The organism is Chelatococcus sp. KU-N122, from assembly GCF_055391085.1.
This window is the reverse complement of record NZ_AP043981.1, coordinates 3,085,816-3,108,499: the sequence shown is the minus strand read 5'-3', so window position 1 is coordinate 3,108,499 and position 22,684 is coordinate 3,085,816. Positions and strand designations below refer to the sequence as shown.

The 22,684-nt window shown below is 69.2% G+C and carries 18 protein-coding genes and 1 tRNA gene; 12 read left to right on the top strand and 7 right to left on the bottom strand.

All coding sequences use genetic code 11. The annotated features are described in order from the left end of the window. The first annotated feature begins 158 nt into the window (after positions 1-158). Positions 159-758 (top strand): TetR/AcrR family transcriptional regulator, encoded by a 600-nt coding sequence (locus ACZ5PO_RS13930; RefSeq protein WP_464194376.1) that lies wholly within the window; start codon positions 159-161, stop codon positions 756-758. Further along, the gene (locus ACZ5PO_RS13925) at positions 755-1,567 is read left to right on the top strand and encodes an amidohydrolase family protein (RefSeq protein ID WP_464194374.1); all 813 of its coding nucleotides are present in this window, start codon (positions 755-757) and stop codon (positions 1,565-1,567) included. Before ACZ5PO_RS13930 ends, ACZ5PO_RS13925 begins: the two co-directional genes overlap by 4 nt. An 84-nt stretch (positions 1,568-1,651) precedes the next feature. Here the strand turns inward: ACZ5PO_RS13925 and ACZ5PO_RS13920 are convergent, their stop codons facing one another. From ACZ5PO_RS13920 to ACZ5PO_RS13910, 3 genes are all read right to left on the bottom strand, one after another. After that, entirely contained in the window at positions 1,652-2,698 is a 1,047-nt protein-coding gene (locus ACZ5PO_RS13920; protein ID WP_464194372.1) for an MBL fold metallo-hydrolase, read from the bottom strand. A 157-nt stretch (positions 2,699-2,855) separates the two neighbouring features. Beyond that, positions 2,856-3,278 carry an alternative ribosome rescue aminoacyl-tRNA hydrolase ArfB gene (gene arfB, locus ACZ5PO_RS13915; RefSeq protein WP_464194370.1) on the bottom strand — a complete coding sequence of 141 codons (423 nt, stop codon included), beginning with the start codon at positions 3,276-3,278 and terminating at the stop codon, positions 2,856-2,858. A gap of 44 nt (positions 3,279-3,322) precedes the next feature. After that, positions 3,323-5,155, bottom strand: coding sequence for a potassium/proton antiporter (locus tag ACZ5PO_RS13910; RefSeq protein WP_464194368.1), 1,833 nt, complete (start codon positions 5,153-5,155; stop codon positions 3,323-3,325). A 499-nt stretch (positions 5,156-5,654) separates the two neighbouring features. Here ACZ5PO_RS13910 and ACZ5PO_RS13905 point away from each other — a divergent pair, with 499 nt between their 5' ends. After that, complete coding sequence (locus ACZ5PO_RS13905) at positions 5,655-7,958, top strand: transglycosylase domain-containing protein (protein ID WP_464194366.1); 2,304 nt, start codon at positions 5,655-5,657, stop codon at positions 7,956-7,958. 25 nt (positions 7,959-7,983) lie between these two features. Here the strand turns inward: ACZ5PO_RS13905 and ACZ5PO_RS13900 are convergent, their stop codons facing one another. Next, entirely contained in the window at positions 7,984-8,757 is a 774-nt protein-coding gene (locus ACZ5PO_RS13900) for a M48 family metallopeptidase (protein WP_464194364.1), read from the bottom strand. A 258-nt stretch (positions 8,758-9,015) separates the two neighbouring features. Between ACZ5PO_RS13900 and ACZ5PO_RS13895 the strand changes: the two genes are divergently transcribed. Both ACZ5PO_RS13895 and ACZ5PO_RS13890 read left to right on the top strand, forming a co-directional pair. Next, complete coding sequence (locus tag ACZ5PO_RS13895) at positions 9,016-10,362, top strand: ActS/PrrB/RegB family redox-sensitive histidine kinase (protein WP_464194362.1); 1,347 nt, start codon at positions 9,016-9,018, stop codon at positions 10,360-10,362. A 308-nt stretch (positions 10,363-10,670) separates the two neighbouring features. After that, positions 10,671-11,231, top strand: coding sequence for an ActR/PrrA/RegA family redox response regulator transcription factor (locus ACZ5PO_RS13890; RefSeq protein WP_188611130.1), 561 nt, complete (start codon positions 10,671-10,673; stop codon positions 11,229-11,231). A gap of 63 nt (positions 11,232-11,294) precedes the next feature. On the opposite strand, the gene ACZ5PO_RS13885 is transcribed toward ACZ5PO_RS13890, so the two are convergent. Together ACZ5PO_RS13885 and ACZ5PO_RS13880 are read right to left on the bottom strand one after the other, a co-directional pair. Next, positions 11,295-11,780 (bottom strand): MmcB family DNA repair protein, encoded by a 486-nt coding sequence (locus tag ACZ5PO_RS13885; RefSeq protein WP_464194358.1) that lies wholly within the window; start codon positions 11,778-11,780, stop codon positions 11,295-11,297. Between the two features lie 117 nt (positions 11,781-11,897). After that, complete coding sequence (locus tag ACZ5PO_RS13880) at positions 11,898-13,565, bottom strand: GMC family oxidoreductase (RefSeq protein ID WP_464194356.1); 1,668 nt, start codon at positions 13,563-13,565, stop codon at positions 11,898-11,900. Between the two features lie 387 nt (positions 13,566-13,952). Here ACZ5PO_RS13880 and ACZ5PO_RS13875 point away from each other — a divergent pair, with 387 nt between their 5' ends. The 7 genes from ACZ5PO_RS13875 to ACZ5PO_RS13845 all read left to right on the top strand — a co-directional run bounded on the left by ACZ5PO_RS13875 (position 13,953) and on the right by ACZ5PO_RS13845 (position 22,061). Then, on the top strand, positions 13,953-16,493 hold the full coding sequence (locus ACZ5PO_RS13875) for an ABC transporter transmembrane domain-containing protein (RefSeq protein WP_464194354.1): 2,541 nt from the start codon (positions 13,953-13,955) through the stop codon (positions 16,491-16,493). A gap of 71 nt (positions 16,494-16,564) precedes the next feature. After that, on the top strand, positions 16,565-17,455 hold the full coding sequence (locus ACZ5PO_RS13870) for an MBL fold metallo-hydrolase (RefSeq protein WP_464194352.1): 891 nt from the start codon (positions 16,565-16,567) through the stop codon (positions 17,453-17,455). Between the two features lie 202 nt (positions 17,456-17,657). Beyond that, positions 17,658-18,665, top strand: coding sequence for an MraY family glycosyltransferase (locus ACZ5PO_RS13865; RefSeq protein ID WP_464194350.1), 1,008 nt, complete (start codon positions 17,658-17,660; stop codon positions 18,663-18,665). A gap of 96 nt (positions 18,666-18,761) precedes the next feature. Next, positions 18,762-19,907, top strand: a complete 1,146-nt coding sequence (locus tag ACZ5PO_RS13860; protein ID WP_464194348.1) for a polyamine ABC transporter substrate-binding protein — start codon at positions 18,762-18,764, stop codon at positions 19,905-19,907. 90 nt (positions 19,908-19,997) lie between these two features. Next, on the top strand, positions 19,998-20,375 hold the full coding sequence (locus tag ACZ5PO_RS13855; RefSeq protein ID WP_464194346.1) for a TIGR02300 family protein: 378 nt from the start codon (positions 19,998-20,000) through the stop codon (positions 20,373-20,375). A gap of 93 nt (positions 20,376-20,468) precedes the next feature. Continuing rightward, positions 20,469-20,544: transfer RNA gene (locus ACZ5PO_RS13850), tRNA-Ala, on the top strand. 458 nt (positions 20,545-21,002) lie between these two features. Next, positions 21,003-22,061, top strand: coding sequence for a DUF2252 family protein (locus tag ACZ5PO_RS13845; RefSeq protein ID WP_464194344.1), 1,059 nt, complete (start codon positions 21,003-21,005; stop codon positions 22,059-22,061). 92 nt (positions 22,062-22,153) lie between these two features. Here ACZ5PO_RS13845 and ACZ5PO_RS13840 read toward each other — a convergent pair whose 3' ends face one another. Continuing rightward, a complete protein-coding gene (locus ACZ5PO_RS13840) occupies positions 22,154-22,438 on the bottom strand; it encodes a GlsB/YeaQ/YmgE family stress response membrane protein (protein WP_464194342.1) in 285 nt (94 codons plus the stop codon). Between the last annotated feature and the right edge of the window lie 246 nt (positions 22,439-22,684).

Below are 22,684 nucleotides of genomic sequence, written 5' to 3'. Positions count from 1 at the left end.
CGCTCCGCCGCCTGGATCAATACTCTAGAGTACTGATCCACTTCGCAAGCCCGGCAACGACCGCCCCTCGGCCGCTCGCGATGTCCGGGCCCCGACGCGCTTGACAGCCGGATCCGATTGGAGCACTGCTCCAGAGTATTAATCCAACGGCCTCATCCATGCAGACGCGCGAGCGAATCCTTACGGCGGGCCTCCACCTCATCGACGAGCGCGGCTACGAAGCCGCCACCGTCGCGGCCATCCGTGCGAAAGCCGCCGTTTCCAACGGCAGCTTCTTCCACTTCTTCGATTCCAAGGAAGGCCTCGCCGCCCAGCTCTTCCTGGACGCCATCCGCGCCTACCAGCAGGCGATGCTCAGCGCCCTCCGCGACGGCCCTGACGCGGAGGGCGGAGTGGCCGCCCTCATCGAGGCGCACATCGGTTGGGTCACCACCGACCGGCCGCGGGCCCGCTTCCTCTTCGAGCAGGCCCGCGCCGAATGGTTCGAGAGCATCGTCGAGGCCCTGCAGGCGGAGAACGAGTACCTCCGGCGCGGCATCGATCAATGGCGGCTGCCGCTGGTCGAGGCCGGCCGGCTCCGGCCGATGCACGCGCTCGTGTTCCACAGCCAGGTCATCGGCCCGGCCCAGATGTTCTGCCGCGCGTGGCTGTCGGGACGCGACAGGACCAAACCGGACGAGCATGCGCAGGAGCTCGTCGATTGCGCCGTCAGGGCCGTCGTCGCGCCGGTGGACAAGACCAGGAGGAGACGGACATGATCGTGGACGCATGGATGCAGCATCCGACCGAGCGGCACTCCCGGCACGAGATGTTCGCGTCGCTCCGGCGCTGGACGGCGCAGACGGACCGCCCGGCCGTGATCGCGCCGGAAGCGACGGTCGCCGCCATGGATCAGGGCGGTGTCGACGTCGCACTGGCGTCGGCGTGGTGCGGGCCGGAGGGCTTTCTCATCTCGAACGACGAGGTCGCCGCGTTGGTCCGTCAGTTTCCGGACCGGATCGTCGGCGTGGCGAGCGTCAACCTCCACAAGCCCATGGAGGCCGTCCGAGAACTGCGACGGGCCGTCAAGGAGCTGGGCTTCCGTGCCCTTCGCATCGTGCCCTGGCTGTGGGGATATCCGCCCAACGACCGGCGCTACTATCCCCTCTATGCGGAGTGCATAGAGCTCGACATCCCCTTCTGCACGCAGGTCGGCCACACGGGGCCGCTGCGGACATCAGAAACCGGCCGGCCCATTCCCTACCTGGACGACGTCGCGCTGGAGTTTCCGGAGCTGACCATCGTCGCCGGCCATATCGGCTATCCCTGGACCCAGGAGATGATCGCCGTCGCGACGAAATACGAGAACGTCTTCATCGACACGTCGGCCTACACGATACGGCGCTATCCGCCGGAGATCGTGCAATACCTCCGGACGAACGGCCGCAAGAAGGTGCTGTTCGGCACGAACTATCCAATGATCACACCGGCCAAAGCCCTGGAAGGCATCGACGAGCTGGGACTGGATGCGGAAACTAGGCGGTTGTTCCTCGGCGACAACGCCGCGCGGGTCTTCGGCCTCCATTGAAGGGCGGCGGACGGTCCCGTCCGCCGCGAGGGATCAACGGTTGCGCAGCCGTCGAGCGACCGAAACACACCGAAAACGGGCGGCCTACGCCGGCTTGAGGCGGCGGATGCCGTCGCTGGTCTCGTCCCACACCAGCTGTTCTTCGTTGAGCAGGTAGTTCACGTGGGCGAGCACCTCGCTGAAGGCGAAGCTCATCTGGTGCGGATCGAGCACGCGCGGGAACATCACCGGCACCAGCTCGGCCACCGACAGCGGCTTGGCGCGGCAGGCGGTGAGGATCAGGTCGCAGCGCTGCACGTGGTGCTCCTCGAGCGCGTCGGCGCGCTCGTGCAGCCCGTAGAACGGCAGGTTGTGGCCCGGCAGCACCAGCGCATCATTGGGAATGCGGGCTTTGAGCTCCTTGAGCGAGCGGCGGTAGAGCCCCAGCGGATCGCCTTCCGGATCGACGGCCCAGACGCTGACGTTGGGCGTGATCTTGGCCATCACCTGGTCGGCGCCGAGGAAGAAATTGTCGTCCGGGGCATAGAGCATGATCTGCTCCGGCGAATGGCCGCCGCCCGACAGCACCTCGAAGCGGCGGCCGCCGATCTTGATCCGGTCCCCGCCCACCAGGCGGCGGAAGGTCGGCGGCAGTGGCGTCACCATGCGCAGATAGCCGTGGCCCTGCTTCAGCACGACGTTGGTCGTCGTCTCGTCGAGGCCGTGCTCGACGTAGAACTGACGGTAGGGCCCGGTCTCCATGCCGCCGGGGTTGAGCGCGATGGTCTGCCCCTCCAGGTATTCGGTCTGGCTCATCAGCAGCTTGAGGCCGAAGCGCTCGGTCAGCCAGCCGGCGAGACCGATGTGGTCCGGGTGGTGGTGCGTCACGATCAGCCGCGTCAGCGGCCGGCCGGCCAGCGGGCCGCTGACCAGGGCCTCCCACGTCTGCCGCGTCGTGTCGTTGGCGATGCCCGCGTCGAGCACGGCCCAGCCGTTGCCGTCGTCGATCAGGTAGATGTTCACATGGTCGAGCCGGAACGGCAGCTTGAACCGAACCCAGAGCACGCCGGGGGCGACCTCGACGGGCGTGCCCAGCTCGGGCGCGGCGGCGAACGGAAATTTGAGCAGCGGCTCTTGCAGCAGAATGGACATGGACACTTCACGGGTCTGGGCGCGCGCATCGGACGCACGCCGGGATTGGCTCGATTGGATCACGTCTAACCTAGATGCTTGCCGCAGCGCCGCATAGCGCGTCTGTGTCACACGAGATGGGACCGCACGGCAGGGGTCGAGCCCGCCCCTCCCGGTCTCACTCGTCGTCGGACGTCCGGCCGCGCAGGCTCTTGACGGCGCCGCGCTGCGCCTTCGCCTCCAGCCGGCGGCGCTTGGAGGCGAGCGTCGGGCGCGTCGGCCGCCGCGTCACCGGCCTGACCGCGGCCTGGCGGATCAGCTCGAACAGACGCTCGCGGGCATCCTCGCGGTTGCGCTCCTGGGTGCGGAAGCGCTGGGCGGAGATGACGATCACGCCCTCGCGCGTCAGCCGGCGGCCGGCGAGCCGCATCAGGCGGGCGCGCACATCCTCGGGCAGGCCCGGCGAGCGGGCGGCGTCGAAACGCAGCTCGACGGCGGTCGACACCTTGTTGACGTTCTGGCCGCCGGGGCCCCCCGCCAGCACGAAGCGCTCCTCGAGCTCTCGCTCGTCCAGGCTGATGGCGGAGGTGACGGGGATCATGGCGAAGGCGTCCGAAGCGGCGGCGGTCGAGCAGCGACCAGCGCTCAACCGAGCAGCGACGTCAAGCGGCGGCGGGCCGCGCCGTAGGCCTGCCCGACGGCGCGCCAGGCCGCCAGGAGCCGTGGCATGATCTTGGCAAAGGCGACGCCGGCCAGCGAGGCCTCCACCTCGACGGCCTCGTCGATCAGCAGCGTCACGGTGGTGGCAGCGCCGTCGTCGACGGCGCGGGCGATCAGCGTCACGGGCCCGAGCCCGATGCGGTCGCCCTCGCGCACGCCTTCCGGGAAGGTATCGGCGAACAGCTCTCCCAATGTCTGATTGGCCACGTCGGGCGCGAGCTCGAGCGAATAGGCGAGCGCGATTTCCGACAGCCGCGCCGCGGCGGGAAAGGTGAACACGCCGGCGAGCGAGCGTTCGCGATGGCCTTCGAAGCTGGCGAACAGGCGGTCGAGCCGGCGCACGCGCATGGGCGGACACAGGAAATAGCCGTAGTCGCCCGCCTGTAGCGGCCCGGCCTGCTCCGGCGTGAGCATGGCATTGCCGCGCATGACCAGCGTGGGCCGCACCCAGCTCGGCAGCCGGCCGTGATCGAGCACCGGGCTGTCGGCCAGGATCGGATAGCCCACCAGCTCGAGATCGGCCTGGCCCGGCAGGTCGATCTCGACCCGGTCCACCGCCGGGGCCGGATCGGCGAGCGCCACCGACAGCCGCCGCGCCGTCCACGGCAGGCTCCAGCCCTGCACCACGAGCGAGACCAGCACCACGAAGAAAGCGACGTTGAAGTAGACAGCCGAATTGGGCACGCCGGTCAGCGTCGGAATGGTGGCCAGGAAGATCGATACCGCGCCGCGCAGCCCGGTCCAGGAGACGAACAGCTTTTCGGGCCGGCTGAAGCGAAACGGCCAGAGGCTGAGCCACACCGCGGCCGGACGCCCGACGACCATGAGGAAGACCGCGACGGCGATGCCCGGGACGGCGTAGTGTATCAACGTCTTGGGCGTGACCAGGATGCCGAGGACGAGGAACATGACGATCTGGCAGAGCCAGGTCGCCGCGTTGTGGAAGGAAATGACCGACGGCAGGGCGCGCACCGGGCGGTTGCCGACCACCAGCCCCGCCAGATAGACCGCGAGGAAGCCCGATCCCTCCGCCACCGACGCCACCGCGAAGATGAAGATGGCGCAGAACACCACGAAGAGCGGATGCAGGCCCGCCGGGAAGGCCAGCCGGTTGAGCGCGACGGCGATGGCGCTGCCGCCCACCAGGCCGAAGATGCAGCCGACGGCGGCGCTGAGCGCCAGGTGCTCGATCAGGGTCAGCGCCGACGCGCCCTGCGGCGCGAGCGCCAGCTCGACCAGCGCCAGCACCAGAAACACGGCGATGGGATCGTTGGTGCTGGATTCGATCTCCAGCGTGGCATTGACCCGCCGGCGCAGCGCCAGGCCGTTCGAGCGCAGGAGGAAGAAGACGGCCGCCGCATCGGTGGAGGCGACCACCGACCCCACCATGAGGCCGCCCAGCAGGTCGAGCCCGAGCGCCACCATCGCGAACAGGCCGGTCAGCAGGCCCGTGACGAGCACGCCGAAGGTCGCCAGGGTCACGGCCGGCGCGATGGCCCCACGCAACTCGGCGACCCGGGTCCGCAGGCCGCCGTCGAACAGGATCACGGCCAGCGCCAGCGAGCCGATCAGATAGATCGCCCGGTAGTCGTCGAAGACGATGCCCAGGCCGTTTTCGCCGACCAGCATGCCGAGGCCGAGGAAGACGAGCAGCAGCGGCGCGCCGAAACGGGACGCGACCAGGCTGCTCAAGATGCCGAGGACCACCAGGCCCGACCCGACCAGAAGCGCCGTATTGATCAAGGCGATGCTGTTCATGCTCCTCCGCGCCGCCGCTCGAGCATTTCGTCATTGGATGGGATCATCCCATGACAGAGAAATGCTCATAACCTTTTGAATCTGGAGCGTTTCGCGATTGGGTGATGCCACCCGATCGCGAAGCGCTCCTAGGGCGAATGGGCTCGTGTCTGCTGGCGGGCGGCCGCCCGCGACATCGCTCCAGGGCGAGGCGAAGTCCGGGGCCGCGCGGGCGGAAGCGAAGAGGCGCATCGGGGACGGCTCCCTGCGCCGGATCGAGCTCCCGCCGGGGCCGATGCGCGATCGCGCCCGTCCCGCAATCGATATGGAGACAAGCCACCCTGCTGACGCTGCAATGCGGCAGAAGCAAGCCTCAGCGTGGCCGCGGGGCAAAAAATCACAGCTGCGAGCGCGATACGGGCGCCGCCTTAACGGCCCCTTAAACCGCCACAATTAACGTCTGTGTCCGAGCCGTGGAGTGCGCGGCGTGCTCCCGTTCAGCAGGAATCACGGGAGGCTCATGGCGCGCTCCAACGGCCCGTTCGACCGACGCGAGCCCGTCCTCGGCGAGGGGGCGGCGACGCGTCCGTCCGGGCGACACGTCGGCGGCGATCTTCGCCTGTCGGCCGCGGACCGGCCAGCCCCGACGGGCCGACCGGCACGATCGGCGGAGGCGAAGCCGGAGGGTACGCCGGGGCGGCGCGAGCCGCGCCTCGACGGCGTTCCGGCCGGCGCCGACGATTTCGACCGCAGCGCCGGGCCGTATGCGGAGGACTTGAACGCCGATCCTCGTCGTGCGCGAGGCGTCGCAGCGGAGGCGGGATTGGCGAGCAGGAGGGCGAAGGGATCGGGCGCGCGGCGCCCCGAGCGCGCGCGGCGCAGGCGCTCGTTCATCGGCCACATCGTTCGCTGGACCTTTCTGCTGGGCCTCTGGGCGGTGGTCGGCGCGGGCGGCATCGTCGCCTATCAGTTTGCGAAGCTGCCGCCGATCGACCAGCTCGCCGTACCCAAGCGGGCCCCGAACATCGCCATCGTCGCCGCCGACGGCAGCCTGATCGCCAACAAGGGCGACATGGGCGGCCGCGCCATCGACATCAAGGAGCTGCCGCCCTACCTGCCCAAGGCCTTCGTCGCCATCGAGGACCGGCGCTTCTACGACCACATGGGCATCGATCCGGCCGGCATCGGGCGCGCGCTGCTGCGCAACGTCAGCGCCGGCGGCGTGTCGCAGGGCGGCTCGACGCTGACCCAGCAACTCGCCAAGAACCTGTTCCTGACCCAGGACCGGACCATGTCCCGCAAGATCCAGGAGGCCATCCTGTCGATCTGGCTGGAGCAGAAGTACACCAAGGACCAGATCCTCGAGCTCTACCTCAACCGGGTCTACTTCGGCTCGTCCGCCTACGGCGTCGAAGCCGCCGCCCAGCGCTATTTCGGCAAGCCGGCCAAGGATGTGACCCTGGCCGAGGCGGCGATGCTGGCGGGCCTGGTGCAGGCCCCCTCGCGGCTGGCGCCCAACCGCAACGCGGAGGCGGCCCAGGCGCGCGCCGGGCTCGTGCTCGCCGCCATGGCCCAGGAGGGCTTCGTCAGCGACCAGAAGGCCAAGGCGGCGATGATGACGCCGGCGATGCCGGTGAAGCACGCCGGGCCCGGCTCGGCCAACTATGCGGCCGACTACGTGATGGACGTGCTGGACGATTTCGTCGGCTCCATCGAGCAGGACATCGTGGTGCGCACCACCATCGACCCGGCCCTGCAATCGACGGCGGAGCGCGCGCTCGTCGAGGAGCTCGGCCAGAAGAGCGGCAAGTTCGGCGTGAGCCAGGGTGCGGTGGTGACGCTGGCGGCCGACGGCGCGCTGAAGGCGCTGGTCGGCGGCCGCAACTACGCCGACAGCCAGTTCAACCGCGCCACCGTGGCCAAGCGGCAGCCGGGATCGTCCTTCAAGCCCTTCGTCTACCTGGCCGCCATGGAGCGCGGCCTGACGCCCGACACGGTGCGCGAGGACGGGCCGGTGAACATCCGCGGCTGGACGCCGGAGAACTACTCGCGGCGCTATTCCGGGCCGATGACCCTGTCGACGGCGCTCGCCCATTCCATCAACACCATCGCCGTGAAGCTCGGCGTCGAGGTCGGCGCCAAGACGGTGGTGCGCACGGCGCAGCGGCTGGGCATCACCTCGCCGCTGCAGACCAACGCCTCGATCGCGCTCGGCACCTCCGAGGTGACGCCGATCGAGCTGGTCGCCGCCTACACCGCCTTCGCCAACGGCGGCATCGGCGTCATCCCCTACGTCATCACGTCGGTGAAGCAGACCGACGGCAAGGCGCTCTACACGCGCGTGCCCACCAGCCTCGGCCCGGTGATCGATCCCAAGGCCGTCGGCATGATGAACGCCATGCTGCGCGACGTGGTCACCAGCGGCACGGCCAAGAGCGCCAACCTGTCCGGCTGGGACGTGGGCGGCAAGACCGGCACCTCCCAGGATTTCCGTGACGCCTGGTTCATCGGCTTCACCAGCCAGGTGGTGACCGGCGTGTGGCTCGGCAACGACGACAACTCGTCGACGAAGCACGCCACCGGCGGCACCCTGCCGGTCGATATCTGGAACCGGGTGATGAAGGTCGCCACACGCAACCTCAAGCCCACGCCGCTGCCAGGGATCCCCTACATCTCCAACCGCGCGCCGGCAGTGGCCTGGAGCGATGCCCCGCGCGCGGCCTCGCCGCAGCCTCAGCCCCAGGCCGGGCGCAACGACGACGCCGCCGCCGCGCCGCAGCCGGTCCGCGAGAAGAACTTCTTCGAGAAGCTGTTCGGCGGCTGAGCCGCCCCGGCACCTTTCGGCCCGATCAGAGGTGATCCGGATCGGGCCGAAGCGCGCCCCCGTAGCGGTGCAGTTCGGCGCCGTGGGCCTTCAGCCACGCTTCGGCCTCGTCCGTCCGCGGGCACAGGCTGCCCAGCAGCCGCCAGAACCGCGCCGAATGGTTCATCTCCTTGAGATGCGTCACCTCGTGCGCGGCGAGATAGTCGAGCACGTAGGGCGGCGCCATGATGAGCCGCCACGAGAAGCTCAGCCGCCCGGTGGCCGAACAGGAGCCCCAGCGCGACTTGGTATCCCGAATGGTGATGCGCCGGGCCGGAATGCCGAGCAACTCGGTGTACTTGGCGACGGCCCGGTCCAGGTCACGCGTCGCCTGCTGCTTGAGAAAGTCCGCCACGCGCCGCTGCACGTGCGCCGACTCGCCCGACACGGCGATGACCGGAGAGCCGATCTCGTCGCGTGTCGCCAGCACGGCCGCCCCCAGATCGGGCCGCCGCACGATCCGGTGCGGGATGCCGCGCAGCGGCATCCGCACGCCGGGACGGAACTCGATCCGCCGCGGCACGCGCTGAACGCGCTGGGCGATCCAGGCGCCATGCGCCTCGACGAAGTGAACAGCAGCCCGGAAATCGCTGCGCTGCGGGACGGTGAGCGCGATCTCGCCGGTGGCTTGAGAGACGCGCAAGGTGAACCGGCGCGCCGCCGGACGTCGGCGCACGGCCACCTCGAACTGATCACCGCCGTAGGCAATCGTTATCCGGTCCGGGTCGGGCGCCGTGCGCCGGAATAGGCTGATCCGCATGGGTTTGTGATGTGTGCTTCCCCCAGGCTAGATTTGTCACGCCTCGGCCAGCGCGTCTAATCCAGAATGCGGAGGGGAGTTCTGCATGCGGCGGAAAGTCGCAGCGCGGTAGGACGATCCTTTTCCGCGATGAACGCGTTGATTTACCCCTATAACCGCAAGTTGCACCATCGTACGATGCCCGCGGCGGGCGGTGAGAGCCACTGCGATCGTACCGATTTCATTGAAATCGCAAGCTGATAGGTGCTCTATAGGGGGATGAGGGATCTCTTCACCCCAACGCTCGATCCGCGCCTGGGCCGCCTGCGGCTCGACACCCTGGTGCGGCTGCGCTGGCTCGCCGTCATCGGCCAGAGCGTCGCGGTCGCCGGGGTGCATTTCGGGCTCGGCTTCTCCCTGCCGTTCGGGCTGTGCTTCATCGTCATCGCCATCTCGGCGTGGCTCAACATCACGCTGCGCATCCGCTACCCGATGAGCCATCGGCTGAGCAACGGCGCCGCCTGGATGCTGCTGGCCTACGACGTGCTGCAGCTCGCCGGATTGCTGTTTCTCACCGGCGGCCTGCAGAACCCGTTCTCGATCCTGTTCCTGGCGCCGGTGCTGATCTCGGCGACATCGCTGCCGCCGCGTCACACGACGGCGCTCGGCGTCATCACCGTGTCGCTCGTCACCGCGCTCGCCTTCGTGCATCTGCCGCTGCCCTGGTCGCCCGACGAGGTCCTCAGGCTGCCGCAGCTCTACGTCCTCGGCATCTGGGCCGCGATCTCGCTGGGCATCGGCTTCACCGCGGTCTACGCGTGGCGCGTCTCGGAGGAATCGCGGGTGCTCGCCGAGGCGTTGTCGGCGACGGAGCTGGTGCTGGCGCGCGAGCAGCACCTGTCCCAGCTCGACGGCCTGGCGGCGGCGGCGGCGCACGAGCTCGGCACGCCGCTCGCGACCATCGCCCTCGTCGTCAAGGAGCTGGAGCGCGAGGCGCCCAAGCTGGGCGGCTTCGCCGAGGACATCGGGTTGCTGCGCGAACAGGTGGAACGCTGCCGCGGCATCCTCTCCAAGCTCACCTCGCTCGGCGCGGAGGGCGACGTGAGCGTGCTCGAGCGCCTCACCCTCAGTCACCTGGTGGAGGAGGTGGCCGGCCCGCACCGGAACTTCGGTGTCGCCATCGCCGTGACGCACGACGGCTCCGGGCCCGAGCCGGTCTGCCGGCGCAATCCGGGCGTCATCTACGGCCTCGGCAACATCGTCGACAACGCCGTCGACTTTGCCGACGAGAACGTCACCATCGAGGAGCGCTGGACCGACCAGATGGTCGAGATCGTGGTGCGCGACGACGGGCCCGGCTTCGCGCCCGAGGTCATGCTGCGCATCGGCGAGCCCTACATCACGACCCGCGGCGCGGGCCAGAGCCACGCCGACGAGCCGGCCCGCGGCCTCGGGCTCGGCCTGTTCATCGCCAAGAGCCTGATCGAGCGGACCGGCGCCAACCTCACCCTCGCCAATGCCGCGCCTCCGGCCCAGGGCGCCATCATCACCATCCGCTGGTCGCGCCGGGCCTTCGAGCGCGATGTCGAGGCGGCAGTGTCCGAAGCCATGGCGCCTGCTGCATAAGGTCTCAGTTCGCCCTTGATTCAGGCGACATCACGACGCACATGTGACACAGCAATCATACACGGCGGCAAGGACTTGACGCGATACGCCGCGCCATTCGCCCATAAATGCCGCACGGAATGACGAAGGGGCGGGCAGGTCCGCCGATCGATCGAAGGACGGACGAGCCTAGAGCGCTTCGCGGTTGGGTGGGACTCACCCGGCGGCAGGCGAAGCGTTTCAGATTCAAGAGGTGGTGAGCATTTCTCTGCCATTGGATGGGTTCCATCCCCTGGCGAAATGCTCTAGCGGGACCGCAGAGAATGCCAATGGACACAGCCCAAGCCCCCAGCGCCGAGCCCCTTGGCGAGCGCAGCCTCCTCATCGTCGACGACGACCGCCCCTTCCTGACACGGCTGGCTCGCGCCATGGAGAGCCGGGGCTACACCGTGCGGACCGCCGAATCGGTCGCCGACGGCGTCTCCGCCATCGAGAGCGATCCGCCGGCCTTCGCCGTGATCGACATGCGCCTGGGCGACGGCAACGGCCTCGAGGTGATCACCAAGCTCAAGGAGCGGCGCCCGGACTCGCGCGGCGTCATCCTGACCGGCTACGGCAACATCGCCACCGCCGTGACCGCCGTGAAGCTCGGCGCCTTCGACTATCTGGCCAAGCCCGCCGATGCCGACGAGGTGCACGCGGCGCTGATGGCGCTGTCGAACGGTCGCGCGGCGCCGCCCGACAACCCCATGTCCGCCGATCGCGTCCGCTGGGAGCATATCCAGCGCGTCTACGAGCTCTGCGGCCGCAACGTCTCCGAGACGGCCCGCCGCCTCAACATGCACCGGCGCACGCTGCAGCGCATCCTGGCCAAGCGCGCGCCGCGGTAGGACCGCGATCCACTTCCGGCAGGGGGGTGGAGCCAGCCGCCTCGACGACAGCAGAGATTGCTCTCAATCCATAAACCCGGCGGCCCCGTCGGGGTCGGCGAGGGCGTGCAGGCGGCCGGCGGCGGCGCGGGCGAAGCGCAGCGTCATGGCCTTGCGCCGAGCCGGTGCGAGCGCCAGCGGCTCGCCCTCGCGGACGAGCGCTGCGCCGTAGGCGTCGGCGATCAGCAGGCCGGCCTCGTCCGGGATGATCTCGGCCGGAAACTCTGGGCCGACGGCGAACAGAAAACCGTCGCAGAAGGCGCCGTAGTCGCGCCATTTGCCGTCCGAGCGATAGTCCGCGAGGCTCGACTTGATCTCCACGATGACGATCCGCCCGTTCGGCAGCAGTGCGGTGACGTCAGCGCGCCGGAACGAGGCAAGCGTCAGCTCGGTGATGGAGACCGCCCCCAGGCCGGCGAAATAACGGCGCACGCCCCGCTGGATGGTAAGCGCCGCCTCGGACTGCCGGCCGTCGGCCGGCAGCACCAGCGCCTCGGCTCTGGCCGCCATGCATTGCTCCTGCTTCAGCTGAGCGCGGAAGTCCTCCAATGGAATCGTCCACGGCCTCCACGCGTCGGCGGAAGCATCACCGCCCACGGAGAACATTTCAAGTACGGAGACGACGCCTCACCGGGCCGCGGCATCGGCGAGGATCATCTCCGCGCCTTTCTCCGCCATCATCATCGTCGGTGAATTGGTGTTGCCCGAGGTGATCGCCGGCATGGCCGAGGCATCGACGACCCGCAGGCGATCGATGCCGCGCACGCGCAGACGCCCGTCGAGCACGGCGCCCGGATCGCTGTCGGTGCCCATCTTCGCCGTTCCCACCGGATGGAAGATGGTGGTGCCGATAGCCGCGGCGGCGGTGGCCAGCTCCTCATCGGTCTGAAAGCCGGCGCCCGGCTTGTACTCTTCCGGCCCGAAGCGGGCCATCGCCGGCGCCGCGACGATCCGCCGGGTCAGCCGGATCGAATCGACGGCGACCCGCCGATCCTCCTCGGTCGACAGATAGTTTGGATCGATGGCCGGCGGCTGTCCCGCCAGCGGCGAGCGGATATGCACGCTGCCGCGGCTGCTCGGCCGCAGGTTGGCGACGCTCGCCGTGATGGCGGCGAAGCTGTGCAGCGCCTCGCCGAAGGCATCGAGGGACAGGGGCTGCACGTGGTACTGGATATTGGCGGTCGCATAGTCCGGCGACGATCGGGTGAAGATGCCGAGCTGCGACGGCGCCATGGTGAGCGGGCCGCTGCGCAGCAGCGCATACTGGAGCGCCATCTGCGCCCGCCTGTGCAGCTTGCCGTAGTCCACGTTGAGGGTGCGCACCCCGCTGACCCGGTAGGTCGGCCGCAGCTGCAGGTGATCCTGCAGGTTCTCCCCCACCCCCGGCAGATTCCGTCGGACCTCGACACCGAGGCCGGCCAGCCGCTCGGCCTGGCCGATGCCGGAGAGCTCGAGCAGTTGCGGCGAGCCGACGGCGCCGGCCGAAAGCACCACCTCGCCGTCGGCATGGGCGACGAAGCGCGCGCCGCCGCGCGTGAAGACGACGCCGGTGGCGCGCCCGCCGTCGATGACGACGCGCTCCACCATCACGTTGGTCTCGAGCCGCAGGTTGGGCCGCTTCAGCGCCGGCACGAGGAAGCCGCGTGCCGCGCTCCAGCGGCGGCCGCGCTTCTGGTTGACCTGGAAGTAGGACGAGCCCTCGTTGTCGCCGCGGTTGAAATCGTCGACCTTGGCGATGCCGATCTGGGCCGCCGCCTCGCGGAACGCATCCAGCACGTCCCAGCGCACGCGCGGGTGCTCCACCCGCCATTCGCCGCCCGCGTGCTGGAGCTCGTTGCTGGGCGCCGCATGGTCCTGCATCCGCAGGAAATAGGGCAGCACGTCGGCCCAGCCCCAGCCGGCGAGCCCAAGCTGGCGCCAGCCGTCGTAGTCGGCCGCCTGGCCGCGCATGTAGATCATGGCGTTGATCGCCGACGAGCCGCCGATCACCTTGCCGCGCGGATAGGCGAGGACGCGGCCGCCCAGGCCCGCCTGGGCTTCCGTCTTGAACATCCAGTCCGAGCGCGGATTGCCGATGGCGAAGAGATAGCCCACCGGGATGTGGAACCAGATCCAATTATCGCGACCGCCGGCCTCGAGCACGAGCACGCGACGGCCCGGATCGGCCGACAGGCGGTTGGCCAGCACACAGCCGGCCGAGCCGGCGCCGACGACGATATAGTCGAAGCGGCCGAGCTCGGCGGGCCGGCCGTCCCGGTCGCCGCCGGCTTGCGGCTGAGAGGGTTGCTGCGCCATGTCATCTCCTCCGCCCGCTTTTGAGCGCAGCTGCGGCGCGGACGCAAGTCATGGCCCGTTTTGCGATTTGAAGTTCCCCGACGCCGATGCCATGAAGGACTAGTGTGGCGAATCCGAAATTCGCACCACCTCGGGGCAGCGCTCGGAGCGAATTTCGGATTCTCAAGCCACACTAGCAACTCTATGATTCTAGTGTGGTTTAGTGGATCTGAAGTTGCTGAACGTGGATGCCATGTGGGGGGCAGGAACTTCAGATCCACCACACCAGGACCTTCATGCCCCGGATTGATTTCGTCGGGGATCGTCGTGATCTAAAAGCCCGACCGAGGGCTCGCCCACCCGCTCGCCCGGTCGGCGCCCTTCAATCTCCTGTCCTATCCCGGGCCGATGGAACGCAATCCTCTCCGCTTCGTCTGGCAGCACAGCCGGCTGATCCATATCGGCGTGGCGTTGGCGCTGCTCCTCGTCGTCCCCATCAACTGGCTGCTGCTCGACATCCCTCGGCTGCTCGTCGACGACGCCGTGCTCGGCCACGCGTTCTCAGGCCATGCCACGGCCCCGTTCCTGCCGCTGACGCTGGACCTGCCCCCGCCGTGGCTCGACAAGCCGCTGCCGTTGTTCAAAGGCCTGACGCTCGACCGCCACGACTATTTCCTCGCCAGCTGCCTCGTCATCGCCGGACTGATCGTCGTGCGGGCCCTGATCTTCTGGCTCGTGTCGGCGGCGCGCAACCTGCTGGCGCGCCGGATGGCGCGGGAGCTGCGCACCGGGCTGTTCCGCCGCCTGCTCGCGGCGCGCGCCGCGGCCCGCGACGACGCGACCGTCGCCGCCAATCTGTCCGGCGCCGGCATCGCCGCCATCGCCTCCTTCCTCGGCGACGCCATCATCGTCCCGGCGATGGCGCTGAGCCTCGTCGTCATCATCGTCATCTATGCCACGACCTTGGGCCTGTGGTTCGGTGGCCTGATGCTCGTCGTCGCGCTCGGTCACGCGGCGATGGCGGCATGGGTCGCCACGACGCAGGAAGCGCGGGTGAGAGCCAGGATCGCGCGCGAGCGGTCGATCGCCCAGGCGACCCTGGAGGCGAGCGGGCGGGCCCTCGCGGTGCGCGTGCACGGCACGGCGGACACCGAAGAGGGGGCGTTCGCCGCCACGCTGCGGCGGCTCGACCAGGCCTGGACCCGCGTCACCCAGCGGGTCACCGTCGCGCTGCAGTCGCGGGACGGCTTGCGCGAGCTCGCGCCGCTGCTGATGACCGGCCTCGCCAGCTACGGGATCATGACCGGCAGGCTGTCGGTCGGCGGCCTCATCGCGCTGCTGTTCGCCGTGATCCAGCTGCCGCGCCCGGTGGCGGCGCTCGTCTCCTGGCGGCGCGAGCGCGACGAGGCGCGCGCCGTCTTCCAGGACATCGCCCGCACCAACGGCGCGCTGCTCGCCCGCGAGCGGCGCGAGGCGACGCAGCCGGAGCTGGCAACGGCCAGCGGTCCGCTCGTCGCCTCCGACGTCGCCGCCTACGACCCGCAGAGCGGCGTGCGGATCGCCGGCATTACCGCGTCCGTCGAGCTGCCGGCCCATGTCGCGCTGGTCGGCGACACCGGCTCGGGCGCCGACGTCTTCGCCCGGCTCCTCGGCGGCGGCGTCGATACCTCCTCGGGAACGCTGACGCTGGCCGGCATCGACCTCGGCCGCCTGACCGGCAAGGCGCGGGCGAAGCGCATCGCCTACGCCGGAGGCGCGCCGGTGATCATGCCCGCCAGCCTGCGCGACAACCTGCTCTACGGGGCGCTGAAAAGCCCGATCGCCGACCGCACGCTGATCGACGCCATCACGGTGGCCGGCATCGACGACGAGGTCTACGCGCTGGGCCTGGCCGGCAACATCGACGGCAACGCCGATCCTGCCACCACGACCACGGTGCTCAGCGCCCGGCGCAGCGTGCGCGAGGCACTGGCTGCGGCCAACAGCGCCGACCTCGTCGATCCCTTCGACCCCAAGGTCTACAACACGCACGCGACCGTGGCCGAGAACCTGATGTTCGGCGTGCCGGTGGGCGATACCTTCCGCGAAGCGAACCTGGCGCGCCATCCCTTCGTCCGCGCCGTCCTGGAAGCGGAGGATCTGACCGGCCTGCTGGAGGAGAAGGGGCTCGCCATCGCCCGCAGCATGGTGGAGATCTTCGAGGGCGTGCCCGACGGCCATCCGCTGTTCGAGCGCTTCTCGTTCTTCAGCGCCAGCGAGCGCGGCGCCTACGAGGATTTGCTGGCCCGGCACACCCGGGCGGAACGGCAGCGGGGCGCCGCGGCCGCCCGCGACCGCGAGCTGCTCGTGGCGCTCGCCTTCCGCTACGTCGAGACCCGCCATCGCCTGGGGCTGCTGGACTCCACGCTCCAGGAGCGCATGATCACGGCGCGCGCGACATTCCGCTCGCTGCTGCCGCCGAGCCTGGGCCCGGCGGTCGAGTTCTACGATCCGATGCTGATCTGCTCGGCCGCCTCCCTCGCCGACAATCTGCTCTTCGGCCGGGTGGCCCATGACGTCGCCGGCGCCGAAGACAAGGTGCAGGGCATCGTGCGCCGTGTGCTGGCCGACCGCGGTCTCGACCATTTCGTCTTCGAGGTCGGCCTCTCCGCCCAGCTGTCCGAGCGGGAGCCGCGCAGCCTGATGGGCAATATCGTCGGGCTCGATCTGGCGCGGTGCCTCATCCGCGAGCCCGACATCCTCGTCGCCAGCCAGGTCGTCGACGGACTGGGCACGGCGGAGACCGAGGCTCTCGTCGAGCGGCTGCGGCGCAGCATGGCCGGCCGCAGCCTCGTGCTGCAACTGCCCGACCCACAGCGGGCCGAGGGCTTCGACGCCGTGCTGCGCTTCGAGCGGGGGACGCTTGCGGCGCCGGACGATCGGCGCGATGCTGGGACGCAGGCTGTGTAACAATTTTGCGATCAATGTGCGCTGGCGCACATCGATTTCCAAGCCAGCGGGCCTACATTTCGGGGATGTACGTGTCAGGCAACAATCGGGCCGATACCCTGGAAGTCCGCTTCTGGGGAGTACGAGGGTCCCACCCCGTGTGCGGTCCGAACTACGCGACGTTCGGCGGCAATACGCCGTGCGTCGAGTTCACCCTGGGGGAGCGGCGCTTCGTCGTCGACGCCGGCAGCGGCATGGCTCCGCTAGGCCTCAAGCTGCTTGAGGATCCGCCGGAGCGGGTGGACCTGCTGCTCAGCCACCTGCACCACGATCACATCAGCGCTTTGCCGTTCTTCAAGCCGGTGATGCGACACACGTGCGTGGTACGCACGTATTGTGGCAATCTTGGGGGCGCGAGCGCCGAGACGGCCCTCGATCGCATGTTCGCGCCGCCGCTGTTCCCGGTGCGGCTCGACCAGCTGCCGGGCCGCTACGAGCACCACGGCTTTCACGCCGGCGAAACCCTGCATTTCGAGGACGGCCACTCCGTCCGTACCTGCCCCCTGAAGCACCCCTCCGGCGCCACCGGCTATCGCTTCGATTGGGGCGGCCATTCGGTCTGCTACGTCAGCGACATCGAGCACGAGGACGCCGGGCCGCCGGCGGAGCTGCTGGCCTTTGTCGACGGCGCCGACCTGGTCATCTACGACGCCATGTTCTCGGCCGAGGAATATTGCAACTGCGTCGGCTGGGGCCATTCCACCTGGCAGCAGGGGGTGAAGCTCTGCCGCCTCGGCAACGCCAAAGCCATGGCCATGTTCCACCTCCACCCGCTCCGCGACGACCAGCAGCTGCTCGCCATCGAGCAGGATCTGGCCCAGGCGCTGCCCGGCTCGTTCGTGGCCCGTGAGGGCCAGGTGATCAGGTTCGGCGGCCGGCGGCGGAGCGCCGATCTGCCGGCCCGCGTCTCGCAGTCGCTGTAGCCGTTTCTCGTCGAGCGGATTTGGGGCGGGCGCATCGGGCTCGGCCGTAGCGGCCCCCTCGCCTCGTGGACGGGCTTGACCCGGCCCGCCATCCCCTCAAGAACACGTCAGCCCACCGACCCATCCCCCGGCAGCTGATGTGTACACACGATAGCCCCAAGCGCACGCCCAACGGCCGCCGGCGCCGACAAGGCGCCCGAGCGTGAGCCTCGCCGGGGCGCTTGCCGCCGCGGTCGCCGTCGCCGCCGTTGCCAGCCTCATCCTGATCCGCCTCTTGCGGCCCCTGCTCGTGCGCTACGCGCTGGCGCGGCCCAACGCCCGTTCAGGCCATCGGGTGCCGACGCCCCAGGGCGGCGGCATTGCGGTCCTCGCCGCCATGCTCGCCGGCGCTGCCGGCCCGCTGCTGGCGGGGGCGCTGCCGGCGGCGGCCGGGCCGTTGCTCGTGCTGGCCGTCGCGGCGGTCGGCATCGCCGTGCTCGGCGCCATCGACGACATCCGGCCGCTGCCGGTCATCCCCCGTCTCGCCGGCCAGATCGTGGCCGTCGCCCTGGCGCTCTACGCCGGCGGCGCCGAGCTGCGGCTGCTGCCCGGGGTACCGCTCGCCGTCGAGCGCGGGCTCGAGCTGTTCGCCGGCCTGTGGTTCGTCAACCTCACCAATTTCATGGACGGGCTCGACCTGATCACCGCGGCCGAGGCGGTGCCGCTGGCGGCAGCGCTGGCCGGGCTCGCCCTGGCGGGCTGGCTTCCCCCTGCCGCCGGCGTCGTCGCCGCTGCCCTGCTCGGCGCCCTGCTCGGCTTCGTGCCCTACAACTGGCCCGTGGCCCGGCTGTTCCTGGGCGACGTGGGCTCGCTGGCCATCGGCCTCGTGCTGGCCTGGCTGCTCTATCGGCTGGCCGCGGCCGGCGCCATCGCTGCCGCCGTGCTGCTGCCGATGTATTATTGCCTCGACGCCACCATCACGTTGCTGCGGCGGTTGCGCCGGGGCGAGCGGATCTGGCAGGCGCACCGCGACCATTTCTATCAGCAGGCGGCAGACCGCGGCGTGCCGGCGCTGACCATCGTCGCCTGGGTGGCGGGCCTCAACCTCGTCCTTGCCGCACTGGCGGTCCTGAGCCTGATCTACGATGGCGTCGCCGCGCAGGTCGCGCTGGTGGCCGCCGGCGCGGCGCTCACGGGCCTGCTCCTGGCCCGCTTCGCCGGCCGCCTCTGAGCGCCGCGAGGCCGCGCGCGAGCTGCCCTGGTGCAGCGCATGTAGGCGCCGGACGGAAGTTGCGATAAGAGCGCACGACGCGCACTGGAGATTACGATGGGGTCGAGCCGCTTGCCGTTCCGCCGAGCCTCCTCCGCCCTTCGACGCTACGGCGCATTCGCGGCGGCCCTCGTCGTGCTCGGATTGCTCTGGCTGCCGGGCGCCCCAAGGGCCGGCGAGCGCGTCGTCAACGTCTACAACTGGTCCGACTATATCGACCCCAAGATGCTCGACGCCTTCACCAAGGAGACGGGCATCAAGGTCGTCTACGACACCTACGACAACAACGAGATCGTCGAGAGCAAGCTGCTCGCCGGCCGCTCCGGCTACGACATCGTGGTCCCCTCGGGGCCGTTCCTGCAGCGCCTGATCAAGGCCGGGGTGTTCCAGAAACTCGACAAGGCGAAGCTGCCGAACCTGACCAATCTCTGGCCCGAGGTGACCCAGCGCCTCCAGGCCTACGACCCCGGCAACCTCTACGCCGTCGACTACATGTGGGGCACGACCGGCATCGGCCTCGCCACCGGCAAGGTGCGCGCCGTCCTGGGGGCCGACACGCCGCTCAACAGCTGGGATCTGGTGTTCAAGCCCGAGCTCGCCGACAAGCTCAAGGCATGCGGCCTCTACATGCTCGATGCGCCGGAGGACGTGCTGCCGAACGCGCTGCGCTACCTCGGTCTCGACCCCAATTCGAAGGCCCAGGGCGACCTGCAGCGGGCGGCGGACCTGCTCATGAAAGTGCGCGGCGACGTCCGCAAGTTCCATTCCTCCGAATACATCAATGCGCTGGCCAACGGGGACATCTGCGCCGCCGTCGGCTATTCCGGCGACATCCTGCAGGCGCGCAAGCGCGCGCGGGAGGCCGGCAACGGGGTCGAGATCAGCTACCTCGTCCCCAAGGAAGGCGCGCTGATGTGGTTCGACAGCTTCGCCATCCCGGCCGATGCGCCCAACGTGGCGGAGGCGCACGCGTTCATCGACTTCATGCTGAAGCCCGAGGTGGCCGCAGCCAACACCAACTTCGTCTCGTTCGCCAGCGGCAATCTCGCCGCCAAGGCCTTCATCGCGCCGGCCATCCTGAACGATCCGGGCATTTATCCGGACGGAGCGACGATGGCGCGCCTGTTCACCAACACCGCCTACGACGACAAGACCCAGCGGGTGATCACCCGTCTGTGGACGCGCGTGCGCACCGGCCATTGACGGCCGGGCCGTTCGGCGGCAAAGCCGTGTTGACAGCGTAAACCCGCTTGACTAACGGGAGCGCTCACATTTTCCGAGAGAGATTGCTCTGTGGCTAACCCGGAACTTGGGACGAAGCGCGTCTGTCCGACGACGGGCCGCAAGTTCTACGACCTGAACAAAGATCCCATTGTCTCGCCCTACACCGGCGAAGCGTTTCCGCGCAGCGTCTTCGAGCCCCAGGCGAAGGCGGCCCGTCCGGCCGCGGCCGAGTCCGATGACACGGCGGCCGACACCGCCGGGGCGGAGCTCGTGTCGCTCGACGACGTGGAAGCGGCGGAAGACGCAAAGACGGATGTCGACACGGACGATGAGGCCGACATCGACGCCGGCGAGGCCGACGACACCTTCCTGGAGGAAGAGGTCGAAGGCGACGACGACGTGAGCGACCTCATCGACGGCGACATCGAGGACGACGAAGAAATCTGAGAAAAAGTTGAAATCAGCGCTTGAGTCCGAGGAAGCCGGTGACTATACCACCGCTTCTTCGGCGGCAGCCGCCCCATCGGCTGCCAGCGACGTGGGGCCATAGCTCAGTTGGGAGAGCGCTTGAATGGCATTCAAGAGGTCGGCGGTTCGATTCCGCCTGGCTCCACCATCTCTCCGCAGGCCCTGCTAACGGTCGCCTCCTGCGAACGCGTCGTGCTCCAGCATCGGGGACGCGGACAGCCGAAGCACCGCACGCACACCAGCAAGGTCGATGAGCGCTACCGTGATGGTGCGCTAGGGCGGCCCCGATCCAGGGCTTGACGCAGACCAGTTCAGCGCGACGGCGATTAAGCGCGAGCCCTCCGCGACCGCCTCCCCCTTCCGCCGAGAAGCCGACAACCGCCCGCGCCACGACGAATCGTAGCCGCGGACCATCGAGCCGCTGGGTAGCCCGCGCCGCTTACGATCTCGCGCCCCCCGTCGCTTGCAACCAGACCGTGAAATAAACATACTCGGTTGCGAAGCCGCGATGCATCGACGTCTTGGTCTTGAAGCGGCAGGCGCCCCTGGCGGTCGCGCACAGGCGTGCGCGCATCCTCCGTTCTCCCGAACGCGCAGGACATCTGCATGGTTTCGATCAGGGAATCCGCCGCGGCCTATGAGACCTGGCTGAAGGCGGCGGTCGGCCGGGACTTCGTGGCCGACGACCTCGAGACGAAGCATGACAAGATGCGGAAGAATGCCTTCACCTTCCTGCGCGCGACCTATTGGCGTTGGGCCGAGATCATCCTCGGCGTCTGTCCTGACATGGTCGCAGCTCCGCAGATCCTCGCCATCGGCGATACGCATATCGAGAATTTCGGCACATGGCGCGACGTGGAGGGACGCCTCATCTGGGGCGCCAACGACTTCGACGAAGCCGCCGTGATGCCCTATCCGCTCGATCTCATCCGTCTCGCCGCCAGTGCCCTGCTGGCGCGCGGCCCCGGCGATGCGAGCTGCGCCGACATGTGCGACGCCATCCTTACGGGCTATGACAGGGGCCTTTCCGACCCCGCGCCCATCGTGCTCGAGCGCGACCACAAATGGTTGCGCAAGTCGATTCTCCTGCCCGAGCGCAAACGGGCGAAATTCTGGGCCAAGTTCGAGTTGGAGAAGGGCGCACGCGTCCCTACGCGCTATCGCAGATCACTCCGCAGCGCATTGCCCGATCCGGTCGCTTGCTTCGTCGCGGCACCGCGCACGGCCGGCACCGGCAGTCTCGGGCGACCGCGTTTCGTCGCGCGCAGCGAATGGAAGGGCGGCCCGGTCGTGCGGGAGGCGAAAGCGCTCGTCATGTCGGCCTGGTCGCGCCACTTCACCCCGAACACGGCCGTCATCAGAGCAGCTGACATCGCCACCGGGCGTTTCCGGGCGCCGGACCCACACTACCGCGTGGCGGACTCCATCGTCGTGCGACGGCTGTCGCCAAACAGCCGCAAGATCGAGGTGAAACGCGACGCTGCGCGGCTGGTATCGCCCGACATGCTCGAGTTGATGGGGCTGGAGATCGCCAACTGCCATGCGGACAACCCGGCGCTCCTGCCCGCGCTGCGGGACGACCTCTCAAGTCGCGCGCCGGGCTGGCTCCATGACGCGGCTAACGCAGCCGCCCGTGCCACCACGCGCGACTATGAGGCGTTCTGATGGCTGAGCTTCAGGGCGCCGACGTGATGTCGCGGCAGCGCTCGAGGCCGGCACGGGACGCCCACGCCCATCACCAACGACCGCGCCGCCGCTCAGGTCGTACGTCCGCGGCGCCAGAACCACAGCGCGACGAGCACGATCAGCGAGCCGACGAGGGCGGCGACCACGTCGCGCAATGAGATCGAGATCCTGTCGAGCCCCTGGAACAGCCCGAGGAGACGGAACAGGAGGCCGCCGATGAGCGCGCCGGCCAGGCCGAGGCCCAGGTTGCGGAGCATGCCGAAGCCCCGGCGCTCGCGCGTCGTCACCAGGCCGGCGAGGCTGCCCCCCAGGAGGCCGACGATGATCCAGACGATGAATTGGCTGAACGCAGGCATCCCCACCTCCTCGTTAGCCCCCGATGCCCTCGTCTTCGCGTTCGACATCGGCAGGGCCGGGTAACCGAGCGCCCGCACGCGAGGCCGGCGACGAGCCGGGCGGGTGCGGACACATCCCTTTACCCTATGGCCCAGCCCTCGCTCGTGTCACGCGCCGAACACCACGTCGCGCCATATTTCACGGCGGGCAGGCCTTGCAAGCTGGCGGGATTGCTGTCCAATCCGCACCGGGGAAGAGGAGGGACG

What these genes read in the sequence shown, in the direction of transcription:
- ACZ5PO_RS13930 (WP_464194376.1), top strand. Translation starts at nt 159, where the DNA reads ATGCAGACGCGCGAGCGAATCCTTACGGCGGGCCTCCACCTCATCGAC.
- arfB (WP_464194370.1), bottom strand. Translation starts at nt 3,278, where the DNA reads ATGATCCCCGTCACCTCCGCCATCAGCCTGGACGAGCGAGAGCTCGAG.
- ACZ5PO_RS13920 (WP_464194372.1), bottom strand. Translation starts at nt 2,698, where the DNA reads ATGTCCATTCTGCTGCAAGAGCCGCTGCTCAAATTTCCGTTCGCCGCC.
- ACZ5PO_RS13890 (WP_188611130.1), top strand. Translation starts at nt 10,671, where the DNA reads ATGGACACAGCCCAAGCCCCCAGCGCCGAGCCCCTTGGCGAGCGCAGC.
- ACZ5PO_RS13925 (WP_464194374.1), top strand. Translation starts at nt 755, where the DNA reads ATGATCGTGGACGCATGGATGCAGCATCCGACCGAGCGGCACTCCCGG.
- ACZ5PO_RS13895 (WP_464194362.1), top strand. Translation starts at nt 9,016, where the DNA reads ATGAGGGATCTCTTCACCCCAACGCTCGATCCGCGCCTGGGCCGCCTG.
- ACZ5PO_RS13860 (WP_464194348.1), top strand. Translation starts at nt 18,762, where the DNA reads ATGGGGTCGAGCCGCTTGCCGTTCCGCCGAGCCTCCTCCGCCCTTCGA.
- ACZ5PO_RS13910 (WP_464194368.1), bottom strand. Translation starts at nt 5,155, where the DNA reads ATGAACAGCATCGCCTTGATCAATACGGCGCTTCTGGTCGGGTCGGGC.
- ACZ5PO_RS13885 (WP_464194358.1), bottom strand. Translation starts at nt 11,780, where the DNA reads ATGGCGGCCAGAGCCGAGGCGCTGGTGCTGCCGGCCGACGGCCGGCAG.
- ACZ5PO_RS13900 (WP_464194364.1), bottom strand. Translation starts at nt 8,757, where the DNA reads ATGCGGATCAGCCTATTCCGGCGCACGGCGCCCGACCCGGACCGGATA.
- ACZ5PO_RS13875 (WP_464194354.1), top strand. Translation starts at nt 13,953, where the DNA reads ATGGAACGCAATCCTCTCCGCTTCGTCTGGCAGCACAGCCGGCTGATC.
- ACZ5PO_RS13905 (WP_464194366.1), top strand. Translation starts at nt 5,655, where the DNA reads ATGGCGCGCTCCAACGGCCCGTTCGACCGACGCGAGCCCGTCCTCGGC.
- ACZ5PO_RS13845 (WP_464194344.1), top strand. Translation starts at nt 21,003, where the DNA reads ATGGTTTCGATCAGGGAATCCGCCGCGGCCTATGAGACCTGGCTGAAG.
- ACZ5PO_RS13840 (WP_464194342.1), bottom strand. Translation starts at nt 22,438, where the DNA reads ATGCCTGCGTTCAGCCAATTCATCGTCTGGATCATCGTCGGCCTCCTG.
- ACZ5PO_RS13880 (WP_464194356.1), bottom strand. Translation starts at nt 13,565, where the DNA reads ATGGCGCAGCAACCCTCTCAGCCGCAAGCCGGCGGCGACCGGGACGGC.